A 25,604-nucleotide genomic window follows, 5' to 3' on the forward strand; every position below is an offset into this window, starting at 1 on the left:
CGCGCTCATCTAATGATCAAGGAAGTGGAGTGATCGATCGGTGCCTGCCGGTAATTCGCTATGCAGCATCATGACAGGTCCGTAAACTTGGTTGTTTGGATGGAATGCATCCATGGCATGGATAGGGCTAGAAGGCCGTCTCGATCAGCGCAATGGAACCATGTGATTCCTAGGTAATGGTTCTGCATCGTCTATACGCCTATATACGCAGTGCCGGCGTCAGCCCCCCAGCGGTCGAAGATGCGCGACAAGTCGCGTGCAAAGTCATCTTGGGGACCTAACAACAAGGTACGTGCGCTCAATCGCGTCCACCCCATTCACAAAACCGGCTCCGTGGAGTAGTGGGAACGCAGAGAAATCTCCGGTCGCAGCCTTACCCGGTCAAAACAAGGACTCAAACCATGAATGCCCTCGTCATCTGCTCCGGCGGATTGGACTCTGTTTCGCTCGCTCACAAGGTGGCGACCGAGCAGAAACTCATTGGCCTGCTTTCGTTCGATTATGGCCAGAGGCACAAAAAGGAACTCGGCTTTGCCGCCATCTGCGCCAAGCGGCTGGGTGTTCCGCACCAGATCGTCGATATCCGCGATGTTGGCCGGAACCTGAGCGGCTCGGCGCTGACTGATAATGTGGACGTGCCCGACGGGCACTATGCCGAAGACTCCATGAGGATCACGGTGGTGCCGAATAGGAACGCCATCATGCTGGCCATCGCCTTCGGGGTTGCCGCCGCGCAGAAGGCCGATGCGGTGGCCACTGCCGTCCACGGCGGAGATCATTTCATCTATCCCGATTGCCGGCCCGCTTTTATCGACGCCTTTCAGACGATGCAGAACCATGCGCTCGCAGGCTACGCCGATATCCGCCTGTACGCTCCGTATGTGAATATGTCGAAGGCCGACATCGTCAGCGAGGGGGCAAAGTACGCCACACCGTTCGAGGCGACGTGGTCCTGCTACAAGGGCGGCGCACGTCATTGCGGTCGCTGCGGGACATGCGTCGAACGGCGCGAAGCATTCGATCTGGCCGGCATCACCGACCCGACAGATTATGAGGACGCAGACTTCTGGCTCCACGCTATCCAGACGAGGAGCGCGTAATGTTCCGCATTACCAAAGAGTTCCACTTCTCGGCCTCGCATCAGCTCACCTCCTTGCCACCAGATCATCAGTGCGCACGTCTGCACGGCCACAACTACATCGTCGTCGTGGAGCTTTCAGGTGGCGAACTGGACGAACATGGCTTTGTGCGCGACTATCAAGACCTAGCTTCGCTCAAGCACTACATCGATGGGACGTTCGACCATCGGCATCTTAACGACGTGCTGGGGCATGACCGGGTGACAGCGGAATGTCTGGCCAGGCACTTCTACGACTGGTGCAAGGTGCGGCTACCACAAACCTCCGCCGTGCGGGTGAGCGAGACGCCGAAAACATGGGCGGAATTCCGGCCATGACGTGCGCGGTGCATCCCGGAATCCGCGTCAGCGAGATTTTTGGTCCGACCATTCAGGGCGAAGGCATGCTTATCGGCTTGCCGACGGTGTTCGTAAGAACGGGCGGGTGCGATTATCGCTGTTCCTGGTGCGACAGCCTGCATGCGGTGGACAGTCGCTTCCGCCATGATTGGGAGATGATGTCTCCCGACGCGGTCTGGGAAAAGGTCATTGCGCTTTCCGGCGGTCAGCCCGTGATGGTGTCGCTGTCGGGCGGCAATCCGGCCATACAGCCGCTTGGCCAGCTGATCGATCGCGGGCATGGTGAGGGCTACCGCTTTGCTTTGGAAACCCAAGGCTCGGTGCCTAGGCAATGGTTCGCGGATCTCGACGTGCTGGTGCTCAGCCCCAAGCCGCCCTCAAGCGAAATGACGACGGATTGGGCCGCGTTCGACGCCTGCATAGAGGTGGCGCTGGACAAGCCACAGATGGCGCTCAAGCTCGTCGTCTTCGACGAGGATGACTATGCCTACGCCAAGGACGCCGCGGCGCGCTACCCGCAATTACCCGTCTATCTGCAGCCCGGCAATCACACGCCGCCGCGTCCCGGCAACGAAGACGCGTTCATCGACATGGCCGGTGTGATGAGGCGCATGGAATGGCTGGTCGAAAAGGTGACCCGTGACAGGTGGTTCGAGGCGCGTGTACTGCCGCAGCTTCATGTTCTGCTCTGGGGAAACAAACGGGGCGTCTAGCCGAAGCGGAAGGATTGCCGACGACGAGCAAGACAGATATCCAAAGCAATCTCACCCAATTGGGCGATAGCAACCTCGGTTCGGCAAGCCCGAAAATGCCGTGCTGGAAAACGCTTCGAATCCGCATCATGGCTCGCCTATCGTGAGCGCTTCGCCGCTCCGCCAGGCGTGACTTGCTCTCGATACGTGCGCGAGCTCTCCGCCCGGTTTTGATTAGCCGCCGGTCGTCACCGCCGGCCGAATGGGCTTGACAAAGCAGCGCCGGCCCGTTCAATTCGGCGCATTCACCAGGGGAGTCCCGGCAAGGGGCTGAGATACTGCTGGCTGTCGCGGCGCAGTGACCCGTTGAACCTGATCCAGTTCATACTGGCGTAGGGACGGTGCAAGCGCTTTGCGGGAGTTCACGCCCGAGGTCCTGTTTTGGCAGGTCCACAGAAGTGTCTTTTCATCCTTCCGGCACAGAACTGGGTCTCCAATGCATGAGCAAAGGAGCCTCACGATGAATGCCTTCACCCCCGCCGTGTCGACGGGACCACTGCCCGCCTCGCGGAAAATCCACAAGCCCGGTGCCATCCACCCTCAGATCAGGGTGCCGATGCGCGAAATCTCCGTCCATCCGACGGCGGGCGAACCGCCCGTCACCGTCTACGATCCGTCCGGCCCCTATACGGACCCGACTGTCGAAACCAGCATCGAAAAAGGCCTCGCCCGGCTTCGCCATGAATGGATTGCGGCACGCGGCGATATCGAAGCCTATGACGGCCGTCATGTCCGGCCGGAAGACAACGGATTCGCGGCGGGCGAGCGCCTGACGCCGGAATTTCCGGTCCGCAACCGGCCGCTCAGGGCCAAGGCCGGCAAGGCGGTGACACAGCTCGCCTACGCGCGCGCCGGCATCATCACGCCCGAAATGGAGTTCGTCGCCATCCGCGAGAACCTTGGACGCGAGATCATGCGCGGCAAGCTGCCGCGCGACGGTGAAAGCTTCGGCGCCGCTATTCCCGATTTCGTCACGCCGGAATTCGTGCGCGAAGAGGTGGCGCGCGGGCGGGCGATCATTCCCGCCAACATCAATCATCCTGAGAGCGAACCGATGATCATCGGTCGCAATTTCCTGGTCAAGATCAACGCCAATATCGGTAACTCGGCCGTCACATCGTCGATGGCCGAAGAGGTCGAAAAGATGGTCTGGGCGATCCGCTGGGGCGCCGATACTGTGATGGACCTGTCGACCGGCCGCAACATCCACAACATCCGCGACTGGATCGTGCGCAACGCGCCGGTGCCGATCGGCACGGTGCCGCTTTACCAGGCGCTCGAGAAGGTCGGCGGCATCGCCGAGGATCTGACCTGGGAGGTGTACCGCGACACGTTGATCGAACAGGCCGAACAAGGCGTCGACTATTTCACCATCCACGCCGGCGTGCGGCTGCACTACATCCCGCTGACCGTTGACCGGGTCACCGGTATCGTCTCGCGCGGTGGTTCGATCATGGCCAAATGGTGCCTGCACCATCACCGCGAAAGCTTCCTCTACGAGCATTTCGCAGAGATCTGCGACATCTGCCGCGCCTATGATGTGTCCTTCTCGCTCGGCGACGGCCTTCGTCCCGGCTCGATCGCCGATGCCAACGACGCGGCGCAATTCGCCGAGCTGGAAACGCTCGGCGAGCTGACGAGGATCGCCTGGGCGAAGGACTGCCAGGTGATGATTGAAGGGCCTGGCCACGTGCCGATGCACAAGATCAAGGAGAACATGGACAAGCAGCTCGCCGTTTGCGGCGAGGCGCCGTTCTACACGCTTGGACCGCTGACGACCGACATTGCGCCGGGCTATGACCACATCACCTCCGGCATTGGTGCTGCCATGATCGGGTGGTTCGGCACCGCCATGCTCTGCTACGTCACGCCGAAGGAACATCTCGGCCTTCCCGATCGCAACGACGTCAAGATTGGCGTGATCACCTACAAGATCGCCGCCCATGCCGCCGATCTGGCGAAGGGCCATCCGGCGGCGAAAGTCAGGGATGATGCCCTCTCCCGCGCGCGCTTCGAGTTCCGCTGGGAGGACCAATTCAACCTGTCGCTCGATCCCGAAACCGCGCGATCCTTCCACGACCAGACCTTGCCCAAGGAGGCGCACAAGCTGGCACATTTCTGCTCGATGTGCGGGCCGAAATTCTGCTCCATGCGCATTTCCCACGACATCCGCGCCGAGGCACAGAAGGAAGGCATGGCGGCGATGGCGGCGAAATACCGCGAGGGCGGCGATCTCTACGTGCCGGCGGACGAGACCGGCACACCGCTGGTGCCGGAGGCGCATGAGCGGTCATGAGGGTGCTGGTCAAAGGGGCCGGCGTCGCCGGCCTCACCGTCGCCTTCGAACTCGCCACGCGCGGCGCGGCGGTGACAGTTGCTGAGACAAGACATGGCCTCGGCGGCAATGCGTCGTGGTTCGCCGGCGGCATGCTGGCGCCATGGTGCGAGCGCGAAAGCGCCGAGCAACCGGTGCTGGATCTCGGACGCGATGCCGCCGACTGGTGGGAGGCGGCAACGCCCGGGCAGGTGACGCGGGCCGGAACACTGGTCGTGGCCGCGCCGCGCGATGCGGGCGAACTCGACCGGTTCGCCAGCCGCACGTCGGGTCATCGGCGCGTCGATGAGGATGAAATCGCGTTGCTCGAGCCCGACCTCGCCGGTCGTTTCCGCCGCGGACTGCTCTTCTCCGACGAAGCCCATCTCGACCCGCGCCAGGCGATGGCGGCACTTCATGACAGGCTGGCGGCGATGGGAGTCGAATTCCACTTCTGCGCCGATGCCCCGGCTGTTTCCGGGTTCGGTCGTCAAATCGACTGCACGGGAATGTCCGCCGTCGATGGAAGGCTGCGTGGCGTTCGTGGCGAGATGCTGATCCTGCGTACGCCTGATGTCTCGCTGTCGCGCCCGGTCCGCCTGCTTCATCCGCGCTTTCCGCTCTATATGGTGCCACGCACCGACCACCGTTTCATGATCGGCGCGACGATGATCGAGAGCCAGTCCACTGGACCTGTCACGGCTCGTTCAATGATGGAGCTTTTGGGGGCCGCCTATGCCCTCCATCCGGCATTCGGCGAAGCTGACATCATTGAGACCGGCGTCGGCATTCGCCCGGCCTTTCCAGACAACCTGCCGCGTGTCGAGGCATGTGGAAGCACCGTCGCGATCAACGGGCTTTATCGCCATGGCTTTCTTCTCGCGCCCGCCATGGCGCGCCAGGCGGCCGACCTGGTTTTCAATCATGACGGAACTAAGGAGCTAGCTCATGAAACTGTTGGTCAACGGCGAAGCGCATGAGGTTGCCGCCAACACCCTGGCCGAGCTGCTTGCCGCGCTCGACTATGAGGGCGATTGGCTGGCGACCGCCGTCAACAGCGACCTCGTGCACAAAGCCAACCGGGCGGAATTCCGGTTGAGCGACGGCGATCGGATCGAAATCCTTTCGCCGATGCAGGGAGGCTAGCATGTTCGAACTTTTCGGAACGTCGCTTCCCTCGCGGCTGCTTCTCGGCACGGCTCAGTATCCTTCACCGGCCATCCTTGCCGATGCGGTCAAGGCGTCGGGCACATCGGTGGTGACAGTCTCGTTGCGGCGTGAGATGGCAGGCGGGAGGGCCGGCGAAAAATTCTGGTCGTTGATCCGCGCGCTCGGCACGAGAATCCTTCCCAACACTGCCGGCTGCCACTCCGTCAAGGAAGCGGTCACGACCGCGAAGATGGCGCGCGAAGTGTTCGGCACGAGCTGGATCAAGCTCGAAGTGATCGGCAACCAGGACACGCTGCAACCGGACGTGTTCGGCCTGGTCGAAGCCGCGCGCATCCTGTGCGAGGACGGTTTTACGGTATTTCCCTATACCACCGACGACCTTGTTGTCGCCGAGCGGCTGCTGGAGGCGGGCTGCAAGGTCCTGATGCCGTGGTGCGCACCGATCGGTTCCGCCCTCGGGCCGGTCAACATCATGGCACTGCGTTCGATGCGCGGACACTTCCCGGATGTCCCGCTGATTGTGGATGCGGGGCTCGGACGGCCGTCGCACGCGGCAACCGTCATGGAACTCGGCTTTGACGCCGTGCTGCTGAACACCGCGGTCGCCAGGGCGGCTGATCCGGTCGGCATGGCGCGTGCGTTCGGCAAGGCTGTCGAAGCCGGCCGTGAAGCTTACAGCTCGGGAATGCTCGAACCGCGCGACGTCGCCGTGCCATCGACGCCGACAATTGGCAGGGCGGTTTTTTCATGAAACTCGATCCCTTCTACCTGATCGTCGACAGCGCTGCCTGGATCGAACGGCTGGTCCCACTCGGCGTCAAGCTGGTTCAGCTTCGCATCAAGACCATGGATGAGGCCGGGTTGCGCGCGGAGATCCGCAAGGCAAAGGCCTTGTGCGCCCAAAACCGTTGCCAGCTCATCGTCAACGACCACTGGCGCCTGGCAATCGAGGAAGGCTGCGACTTCGTCCACCTTGGCCAGGAGGATTTGCAGACCGCCGATCGTTCGCGGATTCGGGTAGCCGGCGTGAGGCTCGGACTGAGCACACATGATGATATCGAACTGGAAACGGCGATGGCCGCCGGGCCGGACTATATCGCGCTTGGGCCGATCTATCGAACCATCCTGAAGACGATGAAATGGGCGCCGCAGGGACTCGAACGGATCAGAGAATGGAAGCATCGGGTAGCGCCAATCCCATTGGTCGCCATTGGCGGTCTCAACCCTGACAGGCTCAACGGTGTTTTCGCGGCGGACGCCGATAGCGCGGCAGTGGTCACCGATATCACGCTGAATGCCGACCCCGAAGCGCGCACGCGAGAATGGATCGAAAAGACGGAGCGATGGCGCTGAGGCGGGAACCGCATGTCCTTGTCGTTGGCGGATCGGACTCCAGCGGTGGAGCTGGAATTGCCCGCGATATAGAAACGGTTTCCGCCTTCGGGCTGCGCAGTTGTCTTGCCATCACCGCCGTGACAGTCCAGACGCACTCGGCTGTCGAGCACGTCAAGCTTGTGCCGTCGGAGCTTGTCGCCGCTCAGATGCGCGCCGCGTTCGCTGCCAACGCTGTCGCGGCCGTCAAGATAGGCATGATTGGGACATCGGCGGCTGTTGAGGCAGTCGGCGCTGTTTTGGTCAACCGCCAAGTGCCTGTGATACTCGACCCGGTCCTGGCCTCTACCTCGGGACGCAATCTGCTGGCGGACGATGCCATTAATATGCTGCGCCACGATCTGATGCCGATCTGCCGGCTTGTAACGCCTAACCTGGTCGAGCTGGCTGCGTTTACCGGCTCGTCACCGGCCGCGGACGAAGAAGGGGCTTGTCGTCAGGCTGAAGAGCTATCGAGGACGGTGAGGACCGCCGTACTCGTCAAGGGCGGCCATGCACAAGGAACCCGTTGCGTCGACGTGCTTTTGCAGCCGAACCAACCTGCAGTTCGGTTTGAGGCGCCCCGCTTGCCGCGAGAGATGCGCGGAACGGGTTGCATGATGGCCAGCGCAGTCGCCGCCTCGCTTGCTCTTGGAGCGTCGCTGGAAGCGAGCGTGCGCCAAGCCAAGCAACATGTTTTCGATGCGCTTGCCGGATCGAAGGATATCGGGCCGATAAGCTGATCGGCCCGAACGTATCCAACGCTCCGATCAAGTCTGGCAGGCGATCGTGGGTCTACTCCTAGGACATGAAGGCCCTATCGGGGTGAGAATGCGGCATACACGGTCGCTTTCGCCTATGAACAACACGCCGCTTCGAGGAGGAAGCCGCATGCCTCTGTGCCAACCGGTTGATGGGTCATCCGAAACCCGCACCTAGTCGTCGCTAGCGACAGCATGCCGCTTGGCACGTTGTTGGGTGAGCGAACGTTCGAACCGGGGTTAGCCAACTCGAGCCATAATTGCGGATTGAATCGCCGTTGCGGTATATAGGGAAGCATCTAACGACAGATTCCCAAACGCCGGTTGACAAAGGAGGTAGTTTGCACCCGCCGCTTCCAGCTGATCAAGAAGAGCTTGTCCCGCAGATGCTGCCGTTCCTACTACGCACAATTCCTTCTCGATTGCTGCATCGAAGGTCAGCGGCAGGTTTGGTGGAGTCGGCATGGCATTGAGATCATAAAGGAATTTAAAGCTCTTGAGCCACCGTTCGTAAGCAGGTGCGGCGAGTGAACGTGCATCTGTTTCAGAACGCCCAATCACGACCATTCGGAGCAATCCAAGAAATGGCGCTTGGTCGTCCGCCTCACTTGTGTGCTCTCGACCGGCGCGGAAGGCATCAGTGATTCTTCTAACGGAAGAGGAAGGTCCCACGCACGCTATGTTCATGCCATTCGCAGCGGCCCAGACTGCCGATTCCGGTCGATTGGTGGCGATCCAAGTCGGCGGATGTGGACGCTGATGAGTTCTTAGCGTCAGCGGAACGCTGTTCAACTCAAAATGGCGACCTTGATACGATAGCGTGCCGCCCTTCAGCGCATTGATAAGAATTTCGCTGGCTTCCGCATAGTGGTTTGGCGCCACGTCCGAGCCAATCCCGAAGTAACCCAATTCGATCGGGAGCGAGCCACGCCCTATCCCAAGTTCGAGCCTGCCACCGCTCAATTGGTCCAGCATACAGATCTCTTCGAACGCACGTAGCGGATGATAGAGGGCAAGCAACATTACCAACGGTCCGACACGAAGGCGCCGGGTTCGCTGGGCTACGCTCGACAAGAACAGATTCGGTGAGGGACCTCTCCCATGTGGGGTACAATGGTGCTCTGCGAGATGATATGCATAGAACCCAAGGTGATCGCACGCCTCCGCTAACATCAGGCGATCTTCGTACTGTCGGGCGATATCGGGGCCGTCCTCGTCCAGATGATCGAAGATTCCGACAGCTAGGCCTGAAGGAAAGGCCTTATCCATGATATTGTCTCCATTTTTGACGCAACAAGTCCTGCTTGCGTATTCCAAGCAATTTAAAGGTTTCTCGCTTGTGTAATCGCTCGGATTATTGCCTGCGAAATGCTAAAGCAGAGCCTTAACAACCTAATGCGGGGGCCTTGACATATTCAATATTCTACTAATACGACTAGCGGCACGAAGAAACGCATCCATTTGCTCTTTTGTACCGATGCTGACGCGGATGTAATTTTCCAAACCTTTATCGGGAAAGACGGCAACAAGTATTTTTTGCCTTGCAAAGGCTGATTGCCACCATGAGCCGTCCTGTCCCGTTGGCACGCGGGCAAGCAAGAAGTTTGCGTGGGAAGGGATTACGGAAAATCCAAGTTGCGACAGCGCGAGCGTCACTCGCCGTCGTTCATGCCTGATGTGTCTGTGGTTGTCTGCATAGGCGGCGCGGTGCGCAAGGACGCTGATACCAACCGCCTGCCCGATCACATTCATGTTGAAGACGTTCTGGATGTTGCGTAGCCTGCCGATAATTTCAGGGTGACCGAAACCGAAACCGACGCGAACGCCGGCGGCAGCATAGCTTTTCGAAAATGTCCTTAAGACCAGAAGGTTCGAATAGCGATTGATGAGGCGTAGACCATTCTCGGGTGCAAAGTCGACGTAGGCCTCATCCAGCACAATCAAGCGGTCCGATTTCGCTACCAGGCGTTCGATATCGGCCACCGGAACGAACGTTCCAGTCGGATTGTTCGGATTGGCTAACAGAATGAACTTGGCGTCCTTTGCAGGACCGAAGAGCAATTGCTCCATCGGCAAGGAATTATCTTCGCTAAATTCGATTTCGACAAATTGAGCACCCTGCAACGTTGCAAGTTTGCGGTTGAACGAAAAGCCTGGCGACATCATCGCCACGCTATCCCCCGGGGCAAGGAATGCTCTGTAGACAAGTCCAAGCAGTTCAGACGATCCGTTGCCGGCGATCACCTGATCCAGGGAGACGTTGTAGGCATTCGCGGCTGCTTCCCTCAAGCTGATGTTATCGTCTTCTGGATATAGATACTGCCGTTCGAGAGCTGCAATCGCACTTTGCATTATGATTGCCGGAAGCGGGAAGGGGTTTTCATTCGTGTTTAGTTTTACCCAACTTGAATCCGGCGCTGGTGTATCGGATGGCAGAGCATCTAACTGTCTCGCCACTTGCGAAAGAGACGAAAGCACACTCTGAAGTTTTGCATCGGACATGTTTTTCTCCGTTTCAGTCGCAGAGGGAATCCGGGATGAACTGATGGTCTAGAGCAGATGGCCGACCGACGGTTCGTTCACACCGCCGTTGTCAGCACATTGATCCCGTGAGGTCGGGCGGGCTGTCCTCCCGGGTCGGATTGGCCCGACCCTCAGGTCCGCATCCACTCGTCATCGGGCCAAGGCTCCGCCAACCACCAATGCTTGATTTGTCCCTGATATTTGCCTCGGTCGGCCTTTCAAGGACGCTTGATCTGATGCCGTATTTCCTCAGCGTGTATCCAATCTGGCGCGGCGTCAGTCCAAGCAGGCGCCGCCTTTGCCTGCACTGAGCCACATCTCTCCACGGCCGCGATGACACGCTCGCGATTTGACATACTCGTACCTTTAAAGAGGCTGCGCTGGCAGGCGCCAGCGGTGCCTGGTCGCTGAGGACGGACGGGACCGTAGCGGCGGCCGAAGGAGCAGCCTCAGTCGGCCGCGTGGCCAACCTGTCTGGCATCATCGGCCCCAGTTGCAGCACCTTGTTGCCCGGTCCGCTCTTCCACGGCGCCGCGGAAAAACACTGTCCGTGGCAGCAGTCAAAGTCGTTTCTGCCGATTGACGCTCCCGCTGCCAGGAACATGCGATGCAGCTTCACTGTCTGCCCAAGCAGATTGGCGATTGTGGTGAGGAGGCGGAGGTCGTAATCGAGGAGGGAACCTGATTTGTTGTCCAGGATGCGGTCGATGGTCGGCGTGCCCACGACGTTCGCATCGACGCGAACGGGTACGCCGATGAACGACACTTTCATGTTGTCGGACGCCCCGAGTACGTCCTTGTCGGCGGCGTTGAAAGCAAGCGCGAAAAAAGCCCTGGCCGTAAGTCGGGGCGCTGCAACGTAGTCGAGTGCACAGCGGTGCGATGCCTTGCCATGGGTTTCCTTTCATGAAGCGCGATCGTCGACTGGCTCTGCACGCCGCAACCGCACGTTGATTCAACGAGACGGGAATGGGGCGGGAGAGTCAATCGAGCTTTCTTTCATTCGCGAAAGGAAACTCTGCGCTCATGATAGAATTCCATCAGTTTCATATAGCTCCGGTAGATGATGTCGAACGGCAGAATGTCTGCCCCGGCGTCGCCGCGGTGCCGGTGCTGATGGCCCGGGTGACCTTGCCCCTCTGATCTAATCCGGTTTGAAGTTCGTTCTGGCCCATCGAGAGGACCAGGACATGAAACGTAGCCGCTTCTCTGAAGAGCAGATCATCGGAATTTTGAAGGAACACGAGGCCGGGGTATCGGTTGCCGATCTGTGCCGCAAGCACGGGGTCAGCGACGCCTCGATCTACAACTGGAAGGCCCGTTCCGGCGGGATGGATATCTCCGAGGCTCGGCGACTGAAGGCACTGGAGGACGAGAACACGCGGCTGAAGCGGCTTCTGGCCGACGCCATGCTCGACAATGCCGCGTTGAAGGATCTTGTGGGAAAGAATGTATGGTCCGCCCCGTCCGTGCAAGGGTTCGCGACATCGCCGATGACGATTCCAGTTGCGTAAATGTATCCGGCCTCTCGCGAGTGAGCTGCTGTTGCAGCCAGGCCATGATGAGATCCGCGCACGCCGTTCCCAATAAATGGTTCGGGCACGAAGCCCGCTTTTTTGCACAGGGCTTACGGCATGCTGATCCACTGTTTCGTCATCACTATTCCCGAGCCTTGCAATCGAGCCGGAGCGTCAGGCGAAAGCAGGGTCCCTGCGTTCGTAGAGCGCTCCCGGCTTGGTCAGGACAACCCAGACAATGCGCGCCATCTTGGCGGCAAGTGCGACAACAGCTTTGTTCGGGTGCATACGGCTCTGCAACCCGTCAAGCCAGCTTCCCAGGCGATCCCGGGTTCGATCCAGGTGACGGAAGCATGATCGCGCGCCATGAACGAGCAGCTTGCGAACGTAGCGGTTCCCGCGCTTGCTGATACCGAGTAGCTTCTGCTTGCCTCCGGTCGAGTATTCTCGAGGGACAAGGCCCAGCCAAGCGGCCAGATCGCGGGCCTTCCGGAACTGGCGCCCATTGCCGACGGCCGCAAGAAGGGCGGTGGCGCCCAGTGCTCCGATTCCGGGGATCGTCATAAGCCGGCGGGCAACATCTTCTCGATCTGCAATCCCAGCGATCTCCCTCGTCACGTCGTCGATGCGCTGCTCCAGCCGGCGTAGGTCGGCGAACAGGTCCGAGAGCAGTTTGCGCATCGCCGGCGAGAGGTCGTTCGACGCGTCGTCCAGAACCAGTGGCAGGTCGAGTTTGAACAGGCCCGCTCCCTGTCTCAACGCGATGCCATATTCCAGGCAGAACGCTCGCATCTGGTTGATCAGACGGGTTCGCGTGCCGATCATCTGGTCGCGTACCCGATGCAGCGCCTGGAGGTCAGCTTGTTTCTCGCTCTTGATTGCTGCGAACCGCATCGTCGGCCGAGTGGCAGCTTCGGCGATGGCCTCGGCATCGATAATGTCACTCTTGTTCGACTTCACGTAGGGCTTCACGAACTGCGCTGGGATCAGGCGAACCTTGTGCCCCAGCGCATGCAGTCTCCTGGCGATCCATTGCGATCCAGCGCACGATTCCATCCCGACGATTGCCGGCGCTGCCCGCTCAAAGAACTTCATCAACGTATCGCGTCGGAAGCGAACTCGCTGGACGGGCTCGCCGTCGCTGTCCAAGCCGACGACGTGGAAGATGTTCTTGCCGATATCGACACCATAGACGGCCGCAGGGCGCGGCGCATTGCGTGGGGACATTGCAACCTCCTTTGTTGTGACTGCCCAGATGATGCTGCGGGAGGACGGGGCGGACCATCCCATTAATGGTGACGCCCGCGGCCAAGCGGAAAGCTGTCACTCGCCTGAAGGAAGGCTTCGGGATGAGCGAACGGCGGGCGTGTAAAGCCATCGGCTGTTGCCGCATGACGGTTCGCTACGAGACCAGCAGGCCGGACGACCGCGAGGTTCGCGAGCGGATGAAGGCGATCGCGCAGGAGCGTCGCCGGTTCGGCTACCGGCGTCTTCTCGTGATGCTGAGGCGGGAGGGCCTGGTCGTGAACCACAAGAAGCTGTTCCGGCTCTATCGGGAGGAGAAGCTCGCCGTTCGCCGCCGTGGCGGCCGCAAACGGGCGATCGGGACCAGGGCGCCGATGCTGGTGCCGCTGAGGCCCGACGAGCGCTGGTCGCTCGACTTCGTGTCGGACCAGCTCACCGACGGGCGCCGCTTCCGCATCATGGCCGTCGTCGACGACTGCACGAGAGAGTGCTTGGCACTCATCGTTGATACGTCTCTCTCGGGCATGCGGGTTGCCCGCGAATTGGACCGGCTCATTACCGAGCGCGGCCGGCCGAGGATGATCGTCAGCGACAATGGCAGCGAGTTCACCTCGAACGCCATCCTCTCATGGGCGGATCAGAGCCGCGTCGAATGGCATTACATTGCGCCCGGCAAGCCGATGCAGAATGGCTTCATCGAGAGCTTCAACGGCCGACTGCGCGATGAACTGCTCAACGAGACGCTGTTTACCTCGCTGGCTCAGGCGCGCGTAGCCATCGCCCTGTGGCGCGCCGACTACAACACCGCGCGGCCGCACTCCCAAATCGCCTGGCAGACACCGGCCGAGTTCGCCAGCACCTTCAATCCGCGACGGTCGCTCGCGCTGCGCTATGCCAAAGGCTCCGCGCCAGCGCCCGTCGCATCACCCGCCCAGCAGGGCACAACCCACGCCGGAAACGAACTCAAAACTGGATAGAAACTGGGGCAAGGTCAGCGGTTTTGGGGATTGGCTGACCGGGAGCCGGGCGCCGTGATCGACATGCCGTATTGAACGCGGGCCTTGAAAGTTAGGTGGTCGCCACTTGTGGATTCGCAGACCGACCTAACGCGGCGACTTCAACACGCCAGACGCGAGGCAAGATACGCCAAAAAGCTTCATCTCCCGTTTGATGTTCGCCGTTTCAGTGGGGCTTGCATGAGGTGTAATCATCACTTGATTGATGAACGTCTTCGCCTCGATGTCGATATAGACACCCTCTCTCAATGCCTGCTTGTCCAGCCAAAGGAGTCTCACTTCGTCTTCGAACTTGAAGGCCCGCCGCTTGTGCAACAGCATGGTCGCGGCCATCCGGGTAACTTCTTTCTTCGATCCTTCTGCGATCGACTGAGCCAGACGAACAAGAGTTCTCTCGCCACGATACTGGACGCGGCCTAGAAAAGCGGAGCCGGCGCTGTTCTCGATGAGGGCTTTTGCCGCGTTCACCATCGCGTCCACACGACAGCGGATACGGACAACAGGAGTTTCTTTTTCGGGACCAAAGCCTGCCATTCGCCAACGCGGTTCGTCATGTGCACCTGTGGTCCAACACGAGCCGTACGATTGAAATCCCGACAAGGGTCCGGGGCGATTGAACAGACGATCGCACCACCACCGCTCATAGGGGTCCTGCCAACATCGAACGGGCGAGAGCCGCAGTTTGTTTGTTTCGAAAATCAGCTTGGCGTAACGCCATTCCAGCATGTGATAGAGGAATGGTTTTGTGATTGCGGGATCCGTCATCACTTTCCGGCCGTCGGCGCCGCGCTCGACGAGGGACCAAGAGATGGCATGCTTCTGGTCGATGATCATGACAGATTCCCAAGAGCCCGCTTGGCACTCTAATCGGCTCATTCAGTAGCTAAACCAATAATTTTCACGGTGAGCCGTGTAGAGTTCTCAACTGAATGTCGCACGTGCCCTTGCGAAAACACCAGATCTGCGCTCAGAGATTGCAGCCCATTTGGTTGAAAAGGACGCCGGCGCATTCAAGCCGCAGATAAGTCACATGGAAAAGCAACTTAGCGAAGGCGAGATCAAAGACGCCCTCGACGACTTGTCGTGGCAAAAGCTTAAGACTCACCTGGACGCGATCGAGTTCGATGAAGCGCTCGCCGGTGAACTGCTGGGCCACGTAAGGCGATGCGGGCGGTTAGTTCTCAGATATCCAGACCCGAAACGCGAGAAGCTACGAGACCAGCTGCTCGACGGACTGGCCGCATATCTCAAGGAACGCTTGGGAGACGACGCGCTGTCTTGCTTTGAGAGCGTCCGCGCGACGTTTCGGACGATCGAGGATGGCTATCGTGGCATTCTCACATTGCTCGCTCGCGCTGAGGTATCGAAGTTGCTGCCAGACGTAAGGGTAGCCGCCTACCTACAGCGCGCAAACGCTCAGTATAAGGACGTAAATAAGCGCGCCGCTGCAGCCATACGCCAGGGAGAAACCCTTGAGGCCATGGCAGGCGTTCTCCTGAAGGACGACGATGGCAACGACTTTTCGCCTGATGCAGCCTCCGACGCGATCGTCAAGACTCTGACCAGCACCCTGTTGATGGAAGGGTATACCAACGATTGGTTCGACAAGAATGGCCTGCTCGTCGTGCCAGATTTCGAACCTGCGGATGAGGAAACCATCTACAAGGCGGGCTCCACCGAAGTCCTTGGTATCTGCTGGGGTCGGTGGGAACGCACGGAGGAACACCGCAGATTTCTAGAGACGGAGTGGACCGAACTGACGGGCGAGGCCCGTCCAAAGGGGCTGCCCGACAATATTCAGCGCGTAATCCACACAGGCCCGACGGAAACGTGGCTGTGGGATTTCATCGCCAACGAACGGCTGCAGGACCGTCTGGTGCAGACATTCCTGGAGATGTCCTTTGAAACGCGAATGCGTCAGGGATTACGCGGCATCGCCGGCCCTGCTCCTCTGCTTCCGGATGCTTACGTGTCGGCCGAGGAGGCTCATTCGGCCGTATCGTTGTCCGCAATATTAGGCTACGCGGTGGTCGAGGATCTTGCTCGGCCGGGCAAACTCCGCTTGGTCGAATGGCTGCGTGGCTACGCATTCCTGAAAGGCCTGGCGGAGGAGCGCTTCGACAGTAGCCCTGCTGGCGTAATCCTTATCGAAGAGGCCGAGCTGTCCGCCAGATTGCAGCAGGTGGGGCTCTCTGCGGAGGCGACACGGATCTTTCTCGGGCATGTGTCTTTGGGACGGACCAGCCGCGATATGTATGACTGCCCGCTGGTAAGGACCTCTAGCGGCAAGCTTATTCTCTTCGCTCCGGCCGTTCTCGCAACCCATATTGTCAGCGTCGTCCTCTCAAACCTCTCCAGACTGCGCGAGCAGCTGTCACGAAAGGGAGCCGCTTTCGAGACCAGCGTACGCAAGTTTTTCACTGACCGCGAAATGGATTGCCGGGGCTTTAAGGTCAAACGCGAGGCAGAGGTATATGAATTCGATGCCGTTCTTGTCTGGGGCGACCGTGTTTTTCTGTTTGAGTGTAAGAATCGCAGCCTCTCGGGCCGAAACCCCGCACAGGCGTATTACTTCGCGCTCGAAAACCGCTCCAACGCGCGCCAACTGCAGCGCCAAGCAGACGCGCTTCGGCAATATCCAGATATCCTAACCGAGGAATTTGGCCCTGAGGCTGCGAACAAGGAGGTCGTCCCTTGCATACTAAATTCGCTGCCTTTTTCTTTGCCAGGGTTGCAGGATGGCGTCTACTTCACGGACTGGTCTGCTGTTACGAGGTTCTTCCAGGACAGGTATGTGCACGCAAAGACGGCACACCACGTCACCGATGATGTGACTTTGCTGCATCGATCCGCTCTCTACGATTTATGGCTCGGGGATCAGCCGACGCCGGATCGTTTCATCCGGGCTTTGGACAACCCCTTCCAATTGGAAATCGTGGGTAACCACATCGACATCCATCGCAGCATATTTCCCGTTGGACCCGAGATGGCGGTGGTTTCTCGCGAATTCATGCGGGAAAACACCACGGCGGAATCCATAGCTGAGACTTTGGGCGCTTCCCCAGATCGGCTGCGGGCCGATATCGCCAAGGTCGGACGCGCGGTTAAGAACGTGCGTGCAAGGCATAAACAGTCACTCCTACGAAGAGAAGATCGCGCGTGGCGCGAACGTCGAAAGCGGCGCCCGGACTTAGGCGAATAGGGAGAGGCCAACCGCCTTCAATCAGCTCCGCGGAGGCATGCTGGCAGCGTCCAGGCGACGGTGAATCAACGAAACAAGCGACAGCAAGTCTTCGGCGTCTTCCTTTGACATCGCCCAGTTTATTCGCGCCTCGTGTGCGGTGGGATTGCGGAACATCCCGAACGTCCCTTTCAGGAGATTACCGAAGCCCTTCTGCTCGTCCTGCTCGCTTTTCGTAGCGAGGGCATTGATTGCCAGCATCGGAGGTGTCCCCGAGAACGCCCTGTCGACGAGCACGGCGCCGTCGTCATCGAGCCCGGTGCGGAACCGCACCTTGGCGGCGATGCTTTTCACCGCTTCGAGCACAGCGTGGAAATAGTTGTCCTGCAGCAGTTCTTGCCGACAGAACTTCATTACGTCCGGATGCACGCCTCGTGAAGCGAGGTCTTCGCGCAGCTCTCGCGCTCGCCGCTCTGCCTGCCCGAGCGTCTCGACCTTTTCTGCCTTCGATAGCTCGCCAGAAGCGGCGACCGAAAGCCCCGTGAACGCGAGCGCCCGGTTGAGGTTCGCACGCATTGGTTCGAAGCGTTCAGGCTCGCGGACAAACCGCGCCGGCTTCATGGCCTTCCGGATGAACCCAATGATGCGAGTGCGATCGCGGCGCGTATTCTGCTCATGGGCGAAGGCGTTGTAGAGGCGATGTCTTTTCGTGATGGCGGGATCGGTATCCTTGATACGACAGCTCGTCAGAAGGCGACCAATTTCGGGGCCTCTCAATCCCTCCGACGTATCCGCGAGTGCATCCGCAATTGCCTGCAGCTGTTCTTGGGAAAACGAAGCCATAACAACCCCTGTGTTCTGACGTGGTAGCGTGTCAGCCCAAATTGTCACAGAGCATGTAGAATCCCTCGATAGCCAAGCGGCGACTGGTTCGAAGCGGACAACCGCCAAGCCTCAGGACCTGAAGCTGAAAGGCCCAAAAGGGAGGTTATTGATTTATGACGTTCAGTCATCCTCTCCGATTCAGTAACGCAGCCCAGTCGATTGCCGCAGTTCCGCCAGCGAGTGTAGGAGGGGCATCAGCCCGAAAGTAATTTTCGCCCTCTCGAAAATCCACCGCGAGGATCTTCTCATCCGCGAATATGCAATTCGAAAAATCACATTTCTCAAAAGCATATTTATAATTCGCATGAAAATTAACTGAATCAATCGAGTCGACACGAGTGATACCGCAGTTCTTGAACATGGATCTCTCAAATCGACCGTCAACCGTTACGCGCTTCCATCCCACTATTGTTACGCCGTTAAACGATGCATTTTCCAATCTATCAATTTCGTATTCGTCATCGAAGGGAAATTCCCCTCCGAAATATCTTACTGAGGCAAACCCTGGAATGTAGTGCCAGTATACAGGATCATCGTCGTAGTGGTAATCCTGTTCTGGCTCTGCAGCGTAGAAGGTGATGCTTCGGCCGGTATTAAAACCGGCCTCGTCTCCCGACCGCATGACGCCGGAAATCTCTTCTCGATGCCGGTTGCCGTGATAGTTACGCATGTGATCTTCGACAAAATCAGCGAGCAGATTCATTGCGCTCCGCGCGTAGTCCCCTTGCCCGCTATGAATGAGCACACTTAGAGTAGCGACACCGGCAGACACATGGGATGGTTTGCTTGGCTCGCTCAAAAGTTTAGCTCCCTCCTGAAGCAGTTTTGCGCGCCCTTCGTTCTCAGCTTGATTGGCCTGCCTAACGCTAATGGAACCTCGCCAGCTAACCGTGCAGAAAGTTACGAGCGCGAACAGTGCAACACCGAAGGGGGCGAGCGCTTGGGCCAAGCGGGTATCATGCTCGCCATCGAAGCCGTCACTGAAAATGAACAGAAAAGCGATTACGATAGCTACGGCCGTGAACGTCGCACTGACGATCGACAGCACATACCAATGCTTTTCGGCGATAGTTGGCCATTCGCCGGTTGAATCCTTGCCCCTACGTTCGATCACATAGTCCCCCAGCCTTGACGTTTATCCGCACTCACATGTCAGCGTGGCGTTAGACTTATAGCGCTACCGATTCAATCATGGCGCTCGATAGCCACGGGGAAGATCGATGCAAGGTCTTCCTCCACGTCTATCTCGAATTCGGCGGCGAGCGCCGAAAGCTGCAATCCGAAGATTGCCCGCAACTCCCCTAACGCCACGAAATAGCCGGGCGTCAACGGGCGGTAGCCATGATCATGCCACCGGATCGATGATCCACTATCGACGTCGTTGCGCAGGCGATAGGCGATGTTTCGGTAGTCCGGCAGCGCATCCTCCAGAAAACGCCGGGAGGCTGTGCGCAGATGCCGGACACGGCGTGCAGCTGGCGAATGCTCGGGAAGGTCGTTCAAGATTTGCGTGAGCTCATTGCGAATCTGAATCACCGACTGATCTACTTGGTCCGGAACCTCGAAATGCATCGGCACGTAGAGCACACGCCGATTCTCTAAGAAATTGAACAGCCGCAAGATCACCGTCCGTTGTGCGACTGGCGGATTCCAGCTCGCGCTAATACTTAGGAACCCGATGCCGGTGAGCCTGCTTCGAATGGCATCGAAGCTTCGCCGAACGATTGCCATCTACTACCCCCCACTCCAGTTCTCATCATTGGCGCGGTAGGATGTAAAAGGAAAGCCCGGCGGTTGGCACGGCGTAACTCGCCGCAACCATCTAATGAGATCGTTGACGCGCCGACGCGCTTGCGCTGTTTCCTGTGAGAGGAGACGAAAGAGAGCCACGACCTACATTGCGGCCCGAGCAATGCCCTCCACGATGATTTGGAACATTTCAATCTGTTGCTGATATTCGCCCTCCAAGACCTCTTGTTTAGCGGGCGTATTGAATGTGGCCTTGACCAAATTGCTATCTGGCCGCTCGCGGACCTATCGCCCAGGTTTCTTTGCGCGGATGTTTCCCGCGGGAAAATGGAAGCTGACCCTTGACCCGAAAATCTCAGGACATTTCCGGCTGGCTCAAGATGGCGAGGTGGAGCTTAGCTGCCTTGATATCGTGTCGATTTCGACCAGCAAGGCGCTTCTGTGGCACACCGTCGAGATACGAGCTCGTGGCAGAACAGACACCCTTTCGGCATTGTCGGGTGACGCGGCCACACAACTGGCCGCAGACCTTCATGCCTTCATCAACACTCACCTGTTTGGGCTTATCGCCACCGAGAAGGATCGCCTGCTCGATGTCGACGAAAGGCTTCGCGAGCTTACCGAAGGCAACAGACAGTATCTTGCACAGGCCGATCTGGGCAGGGCTGTTGCCGGCGTCCCCGGCGCCGCAGCGGCCGCCCTCTCTCACCCGCTTCTAAACCCAGACATGATGCCGGTAGGACTTAAGGCCTCCCTTCCGGCCTCGTTCGCTATGATAACGGACCCGGCCGTTCGCCATGCCTACAACGAGGCGTTCGTCAGCTCGGAACTGACGAGGTTCCAGCCGTTTTTCGAAGATCTCGACCGGCGATCGTTTTCCGATCAGCAGCGCGAGGCTTGTATCCGCCTTGAGGACAACAACCTCCTGGTGGCCTCGGCAGGATCCGGCAAATCCGCGACGATGGTCGGCAAGGTCGCCTACGTCCTGGAGAAACAACTCTATCGGCCCGACGAGATCCTGCTCCTGGCCTTCAACAGAAACGCAGCCGATGAACTCAGGACGAGGATCGCGGCTCAGTTGCAGGTCGCGGAGGACGCCTTGGAGTGTCGCGTCACGACATTTCATGCGCTCGGGCGCGGAATCATTGAGGAGGTCGAGGGTCGGCCACCGCAGCTCGCCAACTGGGTGGATCATCCCGCTGGCGAAACCAGGGTCATCGAGGCGATAATCCAGAACCTTGTCGAGAGCGATCCGGAATTTGCCCGGATGTGGGCCGAGCTTCTCGTCGTGCATCCCAAAGCCGACATCCCGATTGAGGTATTTGGCGGGGAGGCCGACTATCAGCGCTACGTATCGGACACCCTTAGAAAGGGTAGCGCCACGATCGGTTCCTTGTCCGCCGTGATCGTAAAGTCGTTGCAGGAGAAGAAGATCGCCAACTGGCTTTGGCTGCATTCAGTCGCCTTCGAATATGAACGGCAAATTGCGGTGGAGGAAGACGGTGGCAGCGTCCGCCATCTGCATCCGGATTTCTACTATCCGCAGACCGAAACTGTGCATGAGCATTTCGCGCTCGATGCGGACGGAAGCTCACCCTTTGCGGACTACGCCGAGCACGCCGAGAACAAGCGGCAGGCATATCGCCGCAATGAGATCGATTTCTTCGAGACCACTTCCGCTCAAGCCAGCGACGAGACGCTGCTCAGCACGCTCGAGTCTGAACTGACGCGTCGCTCAATACCTTTCGAGCGAAAGAGCTACGCCGAAATCACCAAGGCGCTCGATCCGGTCGTTATCAAGCACTATCACCAGCTGATATCCACCTGCTTGAAGCACATACGTGCCAGTCACCTCACGCTCGACATGCTGCTCGAACGTGCCAAAACCTTGCATGACAAGGAGCGTGGGAGGCTGTTCGCGCGCGCGGTCTGGCTGATCACTCAGGGGTACTCCCGAAAGATTGAGGAAACCGGGCGGATCGACTTCGATTCGATGATCGCGGATGCGGTGCGTCTGGTCGAGACTGGCCGATATCGAAGCCCCTATTCCCTCATTCTCGTGGACGAGTTTCAGGACATTTCCGAGCCGCGCGCTAACCTCATCAAGGCGCTCAAACAGCAGAAAGCGTTCAGCAAGGTGTTCGCGGTCGGAGACGACTGGCAGTCGATCTATCGCTTTGCCGGATCGGACATCACGATCTTTACGCGGTTCGAAGCGAACTTCGGGACCAGTTGGCAGGGGCGCCTGGAGCAGACATATCGCTGTAACCAGCTCATTGCCGAGACGGCCGCCAAGTTCGTCCAGCGCAATCCCGAACAGATCAAGAAGTCGGTCCGCTCGACGCGCCCGGCCGTCTCGCGATCAATCCGTGTCATTCCCATCGATGATCAACGCGACAAGCCGGACTTTGCGGTGGCATGTCAGCGCCTGCTCGAACGGCTTGATGCCGCTCTGGGTACCATCGCCGACCGGTGGCGCGGCGAAAAGCGCGGCAAGCTCAAGGTTCTGGTTTTGTGGCGCTACAACGTCCTTGATCCATTCGAGGGGCGGCCGCCGTCCTTTGCCAACATCGAGGTGACCGGGCTGTCGTTTCACAGGGCCAAGGGCCTCGAGGCCGACTACACGGTGCTGCTCGATGTCAGCGAGGGCAACTACGGCGTACCAAGCCGCATCGAAGACGACGAGCTGTTGAACCTGGTGATTCCTCGCCCCGAGACCTTCGCTTACGCGGAAGAACGGCGCCTGTTTTACGTGGCGCTGACGCGTGCCAGCCGAGGGGTCTATATGCTCACCAATCGCCGTCAGCCATCCCGCTATATCCACGAGCTTTGCGAGATCGCCGGCGATGAAGTCCGCTTCGAGACGATTGAGGGAGCCGAATTGAGCCAATGCCCGGCCTGCCTCGTCGGCCAATTGGTGGAGCGGCGCAACAAAGACGGATCGATGTTTCGTGGATGCAATCAGTTTCCGGACTGCAAACACACTGAACCGACGAGTGTAGTGCGAAGACGGTAACCGTCTTCACCCATTGTGACGGCGAACTTGGATCCTCTACGACTCACGCCAACGAGCATTGAGCCGAGCTTTGGCCTGACAGGTAGATTTATCTCGGCATCGCCCAAAATTACGGTATACGAAAATGGGCGATGCGGATTTGACCCCATACCAGGAGCGAATACTTGAGTGATCAAAACGAAGCCGTGACGGCTGATCTGGTCGGGCTGACGGCAGACATTGTCTCTGCCTATGTCAGCCAAAACCCTCTGCCCGTCGCTGGGTTGCCAGACCTCATCGCGTCGATCCATTCGTCGCTTACAGGCCTTGGTCAGCCGAATGTGCCTGGGCCGTCTCAGCAGGAACCCGCCGTCAATCCAAAAAGGTCGGTAACACCGGATCACATCATCTGCCTGGAAGACGGGAAGAAATTCAAATCGCTGAAACGTCATCTTGCGGTTCACTATGGGCTGGCTCCGAACGAATACCGCGAAAAGTGGGGATTGAAGCCAGACTACCCGATGGTAGCACCGAACTACGCGGCCCAAAGATCTACGCTCGCGAAGGCTGCGGGGCTCGGACGCAAACCGCAACCAACGCCGGCCAAAAAGGCCCCTGCCAAACGCAAACCCAGGGCTTAGTGAAGCCAAGCTGTCGGAACGTCCACTCGGGCGCTTCAACAGGTGCGGGTAGCCAATCGAGACCACCCGCGCGTCCACCATCATTCCGGGCGATCTTCGGCGACGTTTGCGCTTTAGACTGAGCGTCGCCGATAGCAGAAGAGTGCTTCCTCGATAGTGGGTCTCGCGATGTAGCGGTCTCCCGACTCGACCCCCCGCATCATGGGATGTCATTGAGGGGGACGAACTGGGCCACCCCAAGTAGCAACCGCTATCGGCTTGTGAGATAAGGTGCAGGTATGCCGGCGTCGTAGCGTGCAGAGCGAGGTTTGGGAACCAAACTAATCCACAGAAATATTTTGTTGGTAGTCCTGTTGGTAGGTGCCGTGGCTATGCGAACCACAAACATTTGAAAGCAAAACCAGATTTCATTTACTTGGAATCCGCCTCTGGGCACCAGCACTTTCTCAAGCAAAATCAAGTGTTTACCGGGGCCGCACGGACGCTCTTACCCGGCTCCATGTCGCATTCATGTTGCAATACACTTCCATTGATTTCCAAGGGTTTCCTGCGACTATCGGCAGGTCCGTGCGACATTGGACGCGGCATGGGGGGAGGTTATGGGTCTCGTTTTTACTGGGGAACGGGTTAGTGGCGGAAGCATCTTGTTTGAAGCCACGGATCAGGACGGGAAACGAATTATAATCGCGGCGACCCTTGAAGACGTCCAGGAATTCGGCCGCGAAGCAATTCAGGCACCGGCTACAGGGGCCGAGAATGCTTGAGAGAAAACATGCTTGCACGGATGCTTCTTTGAGGCATGCCGCCAATGGTGGGTCTGGTGAGGCACGAGGGAACGATCCGGTCCGCCATGAGTTGGTAAATCATGATGAACCCCATGGAACCCCACGGACGCGCGATGGCCGATGCCAGGGAGCGCATCAAACGGACCGAGCTCGCGCTTGAACGCACGGAAAAAATGCTGGCCGAGAATATCGCGCTGTGCAGCAGGATACGCGCGCAACGGTGTCTGGTCGAGGCCGCATACCGCCTGGTGGAGATAGGTCCGGCCATCGCCTCGCGCGCGCGGACTTAGCCCTGACAGAAGACGCGGGGCCTTGAGGCCCCTCACCCCCACTCTGATCCGCTACGCGGGCAGTGAGGCGTCAAGCTGCGGTATCGGGTCCGCCACAAAATCCGCGTGTCAGTGGTTCGAATCCTCTGGGCACCATTTCTTTACCCTGTAAAATCAATGGTTTATCATATAAGCTTGGGTTCCCGGCTTATCAGCGCAGCAATCGGTGCGTTCGTCGCACCATTCCTTTGGATCTTGCCAAGTCCGGCCGGCCAGTCCTTCTCAGGCTCGTGCGGCGCTGTCTTCTGCAAGAGCAGCGCCACATGCGTTGCCAAGGATGCGATCCGTCAAGGGGCCTTGTCGGATGCCCCTTGCTCGGATTGATCAACAATCGCGCCCTCCTCTTCCACAGGCCAGAGCGAATAGGCGGCAACGGCCGCTACACACAAGACAACTCCGAGGATCACAGCAATCCGGTGCATGATGGTTTCCTTTGGTTGAACTCTAGCGCTACCTCAACTCGCCTGGATCGTCGAGCGCGAAGCTGCGCGGCGCTAAGCTTGCGCGCGCAGAGGTTGCGGCACGCTCGCCAAGCCGCGTTCACCTACCAGCGACTCAATGAAGGAAGAATTTTTTCCTGCGCGAAACGTTTGGCTCAGTTGCCTCGTATTTATCTGGAGGGAGTCCAGATGATTATTCTAAGCTGGCTTGGCGTACTGACAATTTTGTATGCCGTGATTATCGTCCCGCTGCCGTCGACGAACCGATGCCAAGCGGTTACGAGCGCGCCTGAACCAAAGGACAGACATCTCCAGCGATTTGGAATTCTCCTCGCGCTGGGTAACGGGATTTTGCTTTTCGGACTTTTTGGCACGGAAGGATTGTAGGCCGGCCGACCAGCAAGCGCAGGCTGTCGGGCAGCTTTGCGCGAGGCGAAGAACGGCTTGCAGGCC

General features: G+C 58.9%; 22 protein-coding genes, 2 pseudogenes and 1 riboswitch. Of the genes and pseudogenes, 16 read left to right on the top strand and 8 right to left on the bottom strand.

The annotated features are described in order from the left end of the window. Positions 1-401 precede the first annotated feature (401 nt). The 9 genes from queC (at position 402) to MESS4_RS18610 (ending at position 7,827) form a co-directional block, all read left to right on the top strand. Positions 402-1,100 (top strand): 7-cyano-7-deazaguanine synthase QueC, encoded by a 699-nt coding sequence (gene queC, locus MESS4_RS18570; RefSeq protein WP_006334015.1) that lies wholly within the window; start codon positions 402-404, stop codon positions 1,098-1,100. After that, complete coding sequence (gene queD / locus MESS4_RS18575) at positions 1,100-1,456, top strand: 6-carboxytetrahydropterin synthase QueD (RefSeq protein ID WP_006334016.1); 357 nt, start codon at positions 1,100-1,102, stop codon at positions 1,454-1,456. The genes queC and queD overlap by 1 nt, the downstream gene beginning before the upstream one ends. Next, complete coding sequence (queE, locus tag MESS4_RS18580) at positions 1,453-2,190, top strand: 7-carboxy-7-deazaguanine synthase QueE (RefSeq protein ID WP_006334017.1); 738 nt, start codon at positions 1,453-1,455, stop codon at positions 2,188-2,190. Before queD ends, queE begins: the two co-directional genes overlap by 4 nt. Before the next feature lie 279 nt (positions 2,191-2,469). Continuing rightward, positions 2,470-2,586: riboswitch (TPP riboswitch) on the top strand. A gap of 103 nt (positions 2,587-2,689) precedes the next feature. Continuing rightward, positions 2,690-4,525: a phosphomethylpyrimidine synthase ThiC gene (gene thiC, locus MESS4_RS18585; protein ID WP_006334018.1), complete on the top strand. Its 1,836-nt coding sequence runs from the start codon at positions 2,690-2,692 to the stop codon at positions 4,523-4,525. After that, positions 4,522-5,523 carry a glycine oxidase ThiO gene (thiO, locus tag MESS4_RS18590; RefSeq protein WP_006334019.1) on the top strand — a complete coding sequence of 334 codons (1,002 nt, stop codon included), beginning with the start codon at positions 4,522-4,524 and terminating at the stop codon, positions 5,521-5,523. Before thiC ends, thiO begins: the two co-directional genes overlap by 4 nt. After that, positions 5,492-5,689: a sulfur carrier protein ThiS gene (gene thiS / locus MESS4_RS18595; protein WP_006334020.1), complete on the top strand. Its 198-nt coding sequence runs from the start codon at positions 5,492-5,494 to the stop codon at positions 5,687-5,689. The genes thiO and thiS overlap by 32 nt, the downstream gene beginning before the upstream one ends. Before the next feature lies 1 nt (position 5,690). Next, entirely contained in the window at positions 5,691-6,464 is a 774-nt protein-coding gene (locus tag MESS4_RS18600) for a thiazole synthase (RefSeq protein ID WP_006334021.1), read from the top strand. Then, complete coding sequence (locus MESS4_RS18605; RefSeq protein WP_006334022.1) at positions 6,461-7,066, top strand: thiamine phosphate synthase; 606 nt, start codon at positions 6,461-6,463, stop codon at positions 7,064-7,066. Before MESS4_RS18600 ends, MESS4_RS18605 begins: the two co-directional genes overlap by 4 nt. After that, entirely contained in the window at positions 7,057-7,827 is a 771-nt protein-coding gene (locus MESS4_RS18610; RefSeq protein ID WP_006334023.1) for a PfkB family carbohydrate kinase, read from the top strand. Before MESS4_RS18605 ends, MESS4_RS18610 begins: the two co-directional genes overlap by 10 nt. A 258-nt stretch (positions 7,828-8,085) precedes the next feature. On the opposite strand, the gene MESS4_RS18615 is transcribed toward MESS4_RS18610, so the two are convergent. From MESS4_RS18615 to MESS4_RS18625, 3 genes are all read right to left on the bottom strand, one after another. Then, on the bottom strand, positions 8,086-9,114 hold the full coding sequence (locus MESS4_RS18615; protein ID WP_006334024.1) for an LLM class flavin-dependent oxidoreductase: 1,029 nt from the start codon (positions 9,112-9,114) through the stop codon (positions 8,086-8,088). Between the two features lie 123 nt (positions 9,115-9,237). Next, a complete protein-coding gene (hisC, locus tag MESS4_RS18620; protein WP_006334025.1) occupies positions 9,238-10,347 on the bottom strand; it encodes a histidinol-phosphate transaminase in 1,110 nt (369 codons plus the stop codon). A gap of 91 nt (positions 10,348-10,438) precedes the next feature. After that, positions 10,439-11,140, bottom strand: coding sequence for a NifA family transcriptional regulator (locus MESS4_RS18625; RefSeq protein ID WP_006334027.1), 702 nt, complete (start codon positions 11,138-11,140; stop codon positions 10,439-10,441). A gap of 418 nt (positions 11,141-11,558) precedes the next feature. On the opposite strand from MESS4_RS18625, the pseudogene MESS4_RS18630 reads away from it, so the two are divergent. After that, positions 11,559-11,816, top strand: a pseudogene (locus tag MESS4_RS18630) (transposase); the annotation flags it as partial. A gap of 243 nt (positions 11,817-12,059) precedes the next feature. Here MESS4_RS18630 and MESS4_RS18635 read toward each other — a convergent pair. Continuing rightward, positions 12,060-13,112 carry an IS110 family transposase gene (locus tag MESS4_RS18635; protein WP_006334031.1) on the bottom strand — a complete coding sequence of 351 codons (1,053 nt, stop codon included), beginning with the start codon at positions 13,110-13,112 and terminating at the stop codon, positions 12,060-12,062. A 65-nt stretch (positions 13,113-13,177) separates the two neighbouring features. Here MESS4_RS18635 and MESS4_RS18640 point away from each other — a divergent pair. Next, positions 13,178-14,107, top strand: a pseudogene (locus MESS4_RS18640) (IS3 family transposase); the annotation flags it as partial. A 126-nt stretch (positions 14,108-14,233) separates the two neighbouring features. Here the strand turns inward: MESS4_RS18640 and MESS4_RS18645 are convergent. Then, complete coding sequence (locus tag MESS4_RS18645) at positions 14,234-14,980, bottom strand: hypothetical protein (protein ID WP_006334034.1); 747 nt, start codon at positions 14,978-14,980, stop codon at positions 14,234-14,236. A gap of 196 nt (positions 14,981-15,176) precedes the next feature. Here MESS4_RS18645 and MESS4_RS18650 point away from each other — a divergent pair, with 196 nt between their 5' ends. Next, entirely contained in the window at positions 15,177-17,348 is a 2,172-nt protein-coding gene (locus MESS4_RS18650) for a nuclease-related domain-containing protein (RefSeq protein WP_006334036.1), read from the top strand. A 21-nt stretch (positions 17,349-17,369) separates the two neighbouring features. Here MESS4_RS18650 and MESS4_RS18655 read toward each other — a convergent pair whose 3' ends face one another. From MESS4_RS18655 to MESS4_RS18665, 3 genes are all read right to left on the bottom strand, one after another. Then, a complete protein-coding gene (locus tag MESS4_RS18655; RefSeq protein ID WP_006334038.1) occupies positions 17,370-18,170 on the bottom strand; it encodes a TIGR02391 family protein in 801 nt (266 codons plus the stop codon). Positions 18,171-18,336: 166 nt separating this feature from the next. Then, the gene (locus MESS4_RS18660; protein WP_006334045.1) at positions 18,337-19,326 is read right to left on the bottom strand and encodes a hypothetical protein; all 990 of its coding nucleotides are present in this window, start codon (positions 19,324-19,326) and stop codon (positions 18,337-18,339) included. 71 nt (positions 19,327-19,397) lie between these two features. Then, the gene (locus MESS4_RS18665; RefSeq protein WP_006334046.1) at positions 19,398-19,943 is read right to left on the bottom strand and encodes a DUF6650 family protein; all 546 of its coding nucleotides are present in this window, start codon (positions 19,941-19,943) and stop codon (positions 19,398-19,400) included. Between the two features lie 271 nt (positions 19,944-20,214). On the opposite strand from MESS4_RS18665, the gene MESS4_RS18670 reads away from it, so the two are divergent. The 4 genes from MESS4_RS18670 (at position 20,215) to MESS4_RS33610 (ending at position 25,538) form a co-directional block, all read left to right on the top strand. Then, positions 20,215-22,977 (top strand): UvrD-helicase domain-containing protein, encoded by a 2,763-nt coding sequence (locus MESS4_RS18670; protein WP_244441159.1) that lies wholly within the window; start codon positions 20,215-20,217, stop codon positions 22,975-22,977. 164 nt (positions 22,978-23,141) lie between these two features. After that, a complete protein-coding gene (locus tag MESS4_RS18675) occupies positions 23,142-23,597 on the top strand; it encodes a MucR family transcriptional regulator (protein WP_006334048.1) in 456 nt (151 codons plus the stop codon). An 865-nt stretch (positions 23,598-24,462) separates the two neighbouring features. Beyond that, positions 24,463-24,672 (top strand): hypothetical protein, encoded by a 210-nt coding sequence (locus tag MESS4_RS18680; protein WP_244441160.1) that lies wholly within the window; start codon positions 24,463-24,465, stop codon positions 24,670-24,672. Positions 24,673-25,022: 350 nt separating this feature from the next. After that, a complete protein-coding gene (locus tag MESS4_RS33610; RefSeq protein WP_157385612.1) occupies positions 25,023-25,538 on the top strand; it encodes a hypothetical protein in 516 nt (171 codons plus the stop codon). Positions 25,539-25,604 lie beyond the last annotated feature (66 nt).

Origin of the sequence: Mesorhizobium sp. STM 4661, from assembly GCF_000359125.1 — a bacterium.
In the GTDB taxonomy this organism is placed as follows: domain Bacteria; phylum Pseudomonadota; class Alphaproteobacteria; order Rhizobiales; family Rhizobiaceae; genus Mesorhizobium.

Excerpts from the sequence above, each read along its gene's own strand:
- queC (WP_006334015.1), top strand. The coding sequence starts at position 402 with ATGAATGCCCTCGTCATCTGCTCCGGCGGATTGGACTCTGTTTCGCTC.
- queD (WP_006334016.1), top strand. The coding sequence starts at position 1,100 with ATGTTCCGCATTACCAAAGAGTTCCACTTCTCGGCCTCGCATCAGCTC.
- queE (WP_006334017.1), top strand. The coding sequence starts at position 1,453 with ATGACGTGCGCGGTGCATCCCGGAATCCGCGTCAGCGAGATTTTTGGT.
- thiC (WP_006334018.1), top strand. The coding sequence starts at position 2,690 with ATGAATGCCTTCACCCCCGCCGTGTCGACGGGACCACTGCCCGCCTCG.
- thiO (WP_006334019.1), top strand. The coding sequence starts at position 4,522 with ATGAGGGTGCTGGTCAAAGGGGCCGGCGTCGCCGGCCTCACCGTCGCC.
- thiS (WP_006334020.1), top strand. The coding sequence starts at position 5,492 with ATGAAACTGTTGGTCAACGGCGAAGCGCATGAGGTTGCCGCCAACACC.
- MESS4_RS18600 (WP_006334021.1), top strand. The coding sequence starts at position 5,691 with ATGTTCGAACTTTTCGGAACGTCGCTTCCCTCGCGGCTGCTTCTCGGC.
- MESS4_RS18605 (WP_006334022.1), top strand. The coding sequence starts at position 6,461 with ATGAAACTCGATCCCTTCTACCTGATCGTCGACAGCGCTGCCTGGATC.
- MESS4_RS18610 (WP_006334023.1), top strand. The coding sequence starts at position 7,057 with ATGGCGCTGAGGCGGGAACCGCATGTCCTTGTCGTTGGCGGATCGGAC.
- MESS4_RS18615 (WP_006334024.1), bottom strand. The coding sequence starts at position 9,114 with ATGGATAAGGCCTTTCCTTCAGGCCTAGCTGTCGGAATCTTCGATCAT.
- hisC (WP_006334025.1), bottom strand. The coding sequence starts at position 10,347 with ATGTCCGATGCAAAACTTCAGAGTGTGCTTTCGTCTCTTTCGCAAGTG.
- MESS4_RS18625 (WP_006334027.1), bottom strand. The coding sequence starts at position 11,140 with ATGAAAGTGTCGTTCATCGGCGTACCCGTTCGCGTCGATGCGAACGTC.
- MESS4_RS18635 (WP_006334031.1), bottom strand. The coding sequence starts at position 13,112 with ATGTCCCCACGCAATGCGCCGCGCCCTGCGGCCGTCTATGGTGTCGAT.
- MESS4_RS18645 (WP_006334034.1), bottom strand. The coding sequence starts at position 14,980 with ATGATCATCGACCAGAAGCATGCCATCTCTTGGTCCCTCGTCGAGCGC.
- MESS4_RS18650 (WP_006334036.1), top strand. The coding sequence starts at position 15,177 with ATGGAAAAGCAACTTAGCGAAGGCGAGATCAAAGACGCCCTCGACGAC.
- MESS4_RS18655 (WP_006334038.1), bottom strand. The coding sequence starts at position 18,170 with ATGGCTTCGTTTTCCCAAGAACAGCTGCAGGCAATTGCGGATGCACTC.
- MESS4_RS18665 (WP_006334046.1), bottom strand. The coding sequence starts at position 19,943 with ATGGCAATCGTTCGGCGAAGCTTCGATGCCATTCGAAGCAGGCTCACC.
- MESS4_RS18680 (WP_244441160.1), top strand. The coding sequence starts at position 24,463 with ATGATGAACCCCATGGAACCCCACGGACGCGCGATGGCCGATGCCAGG.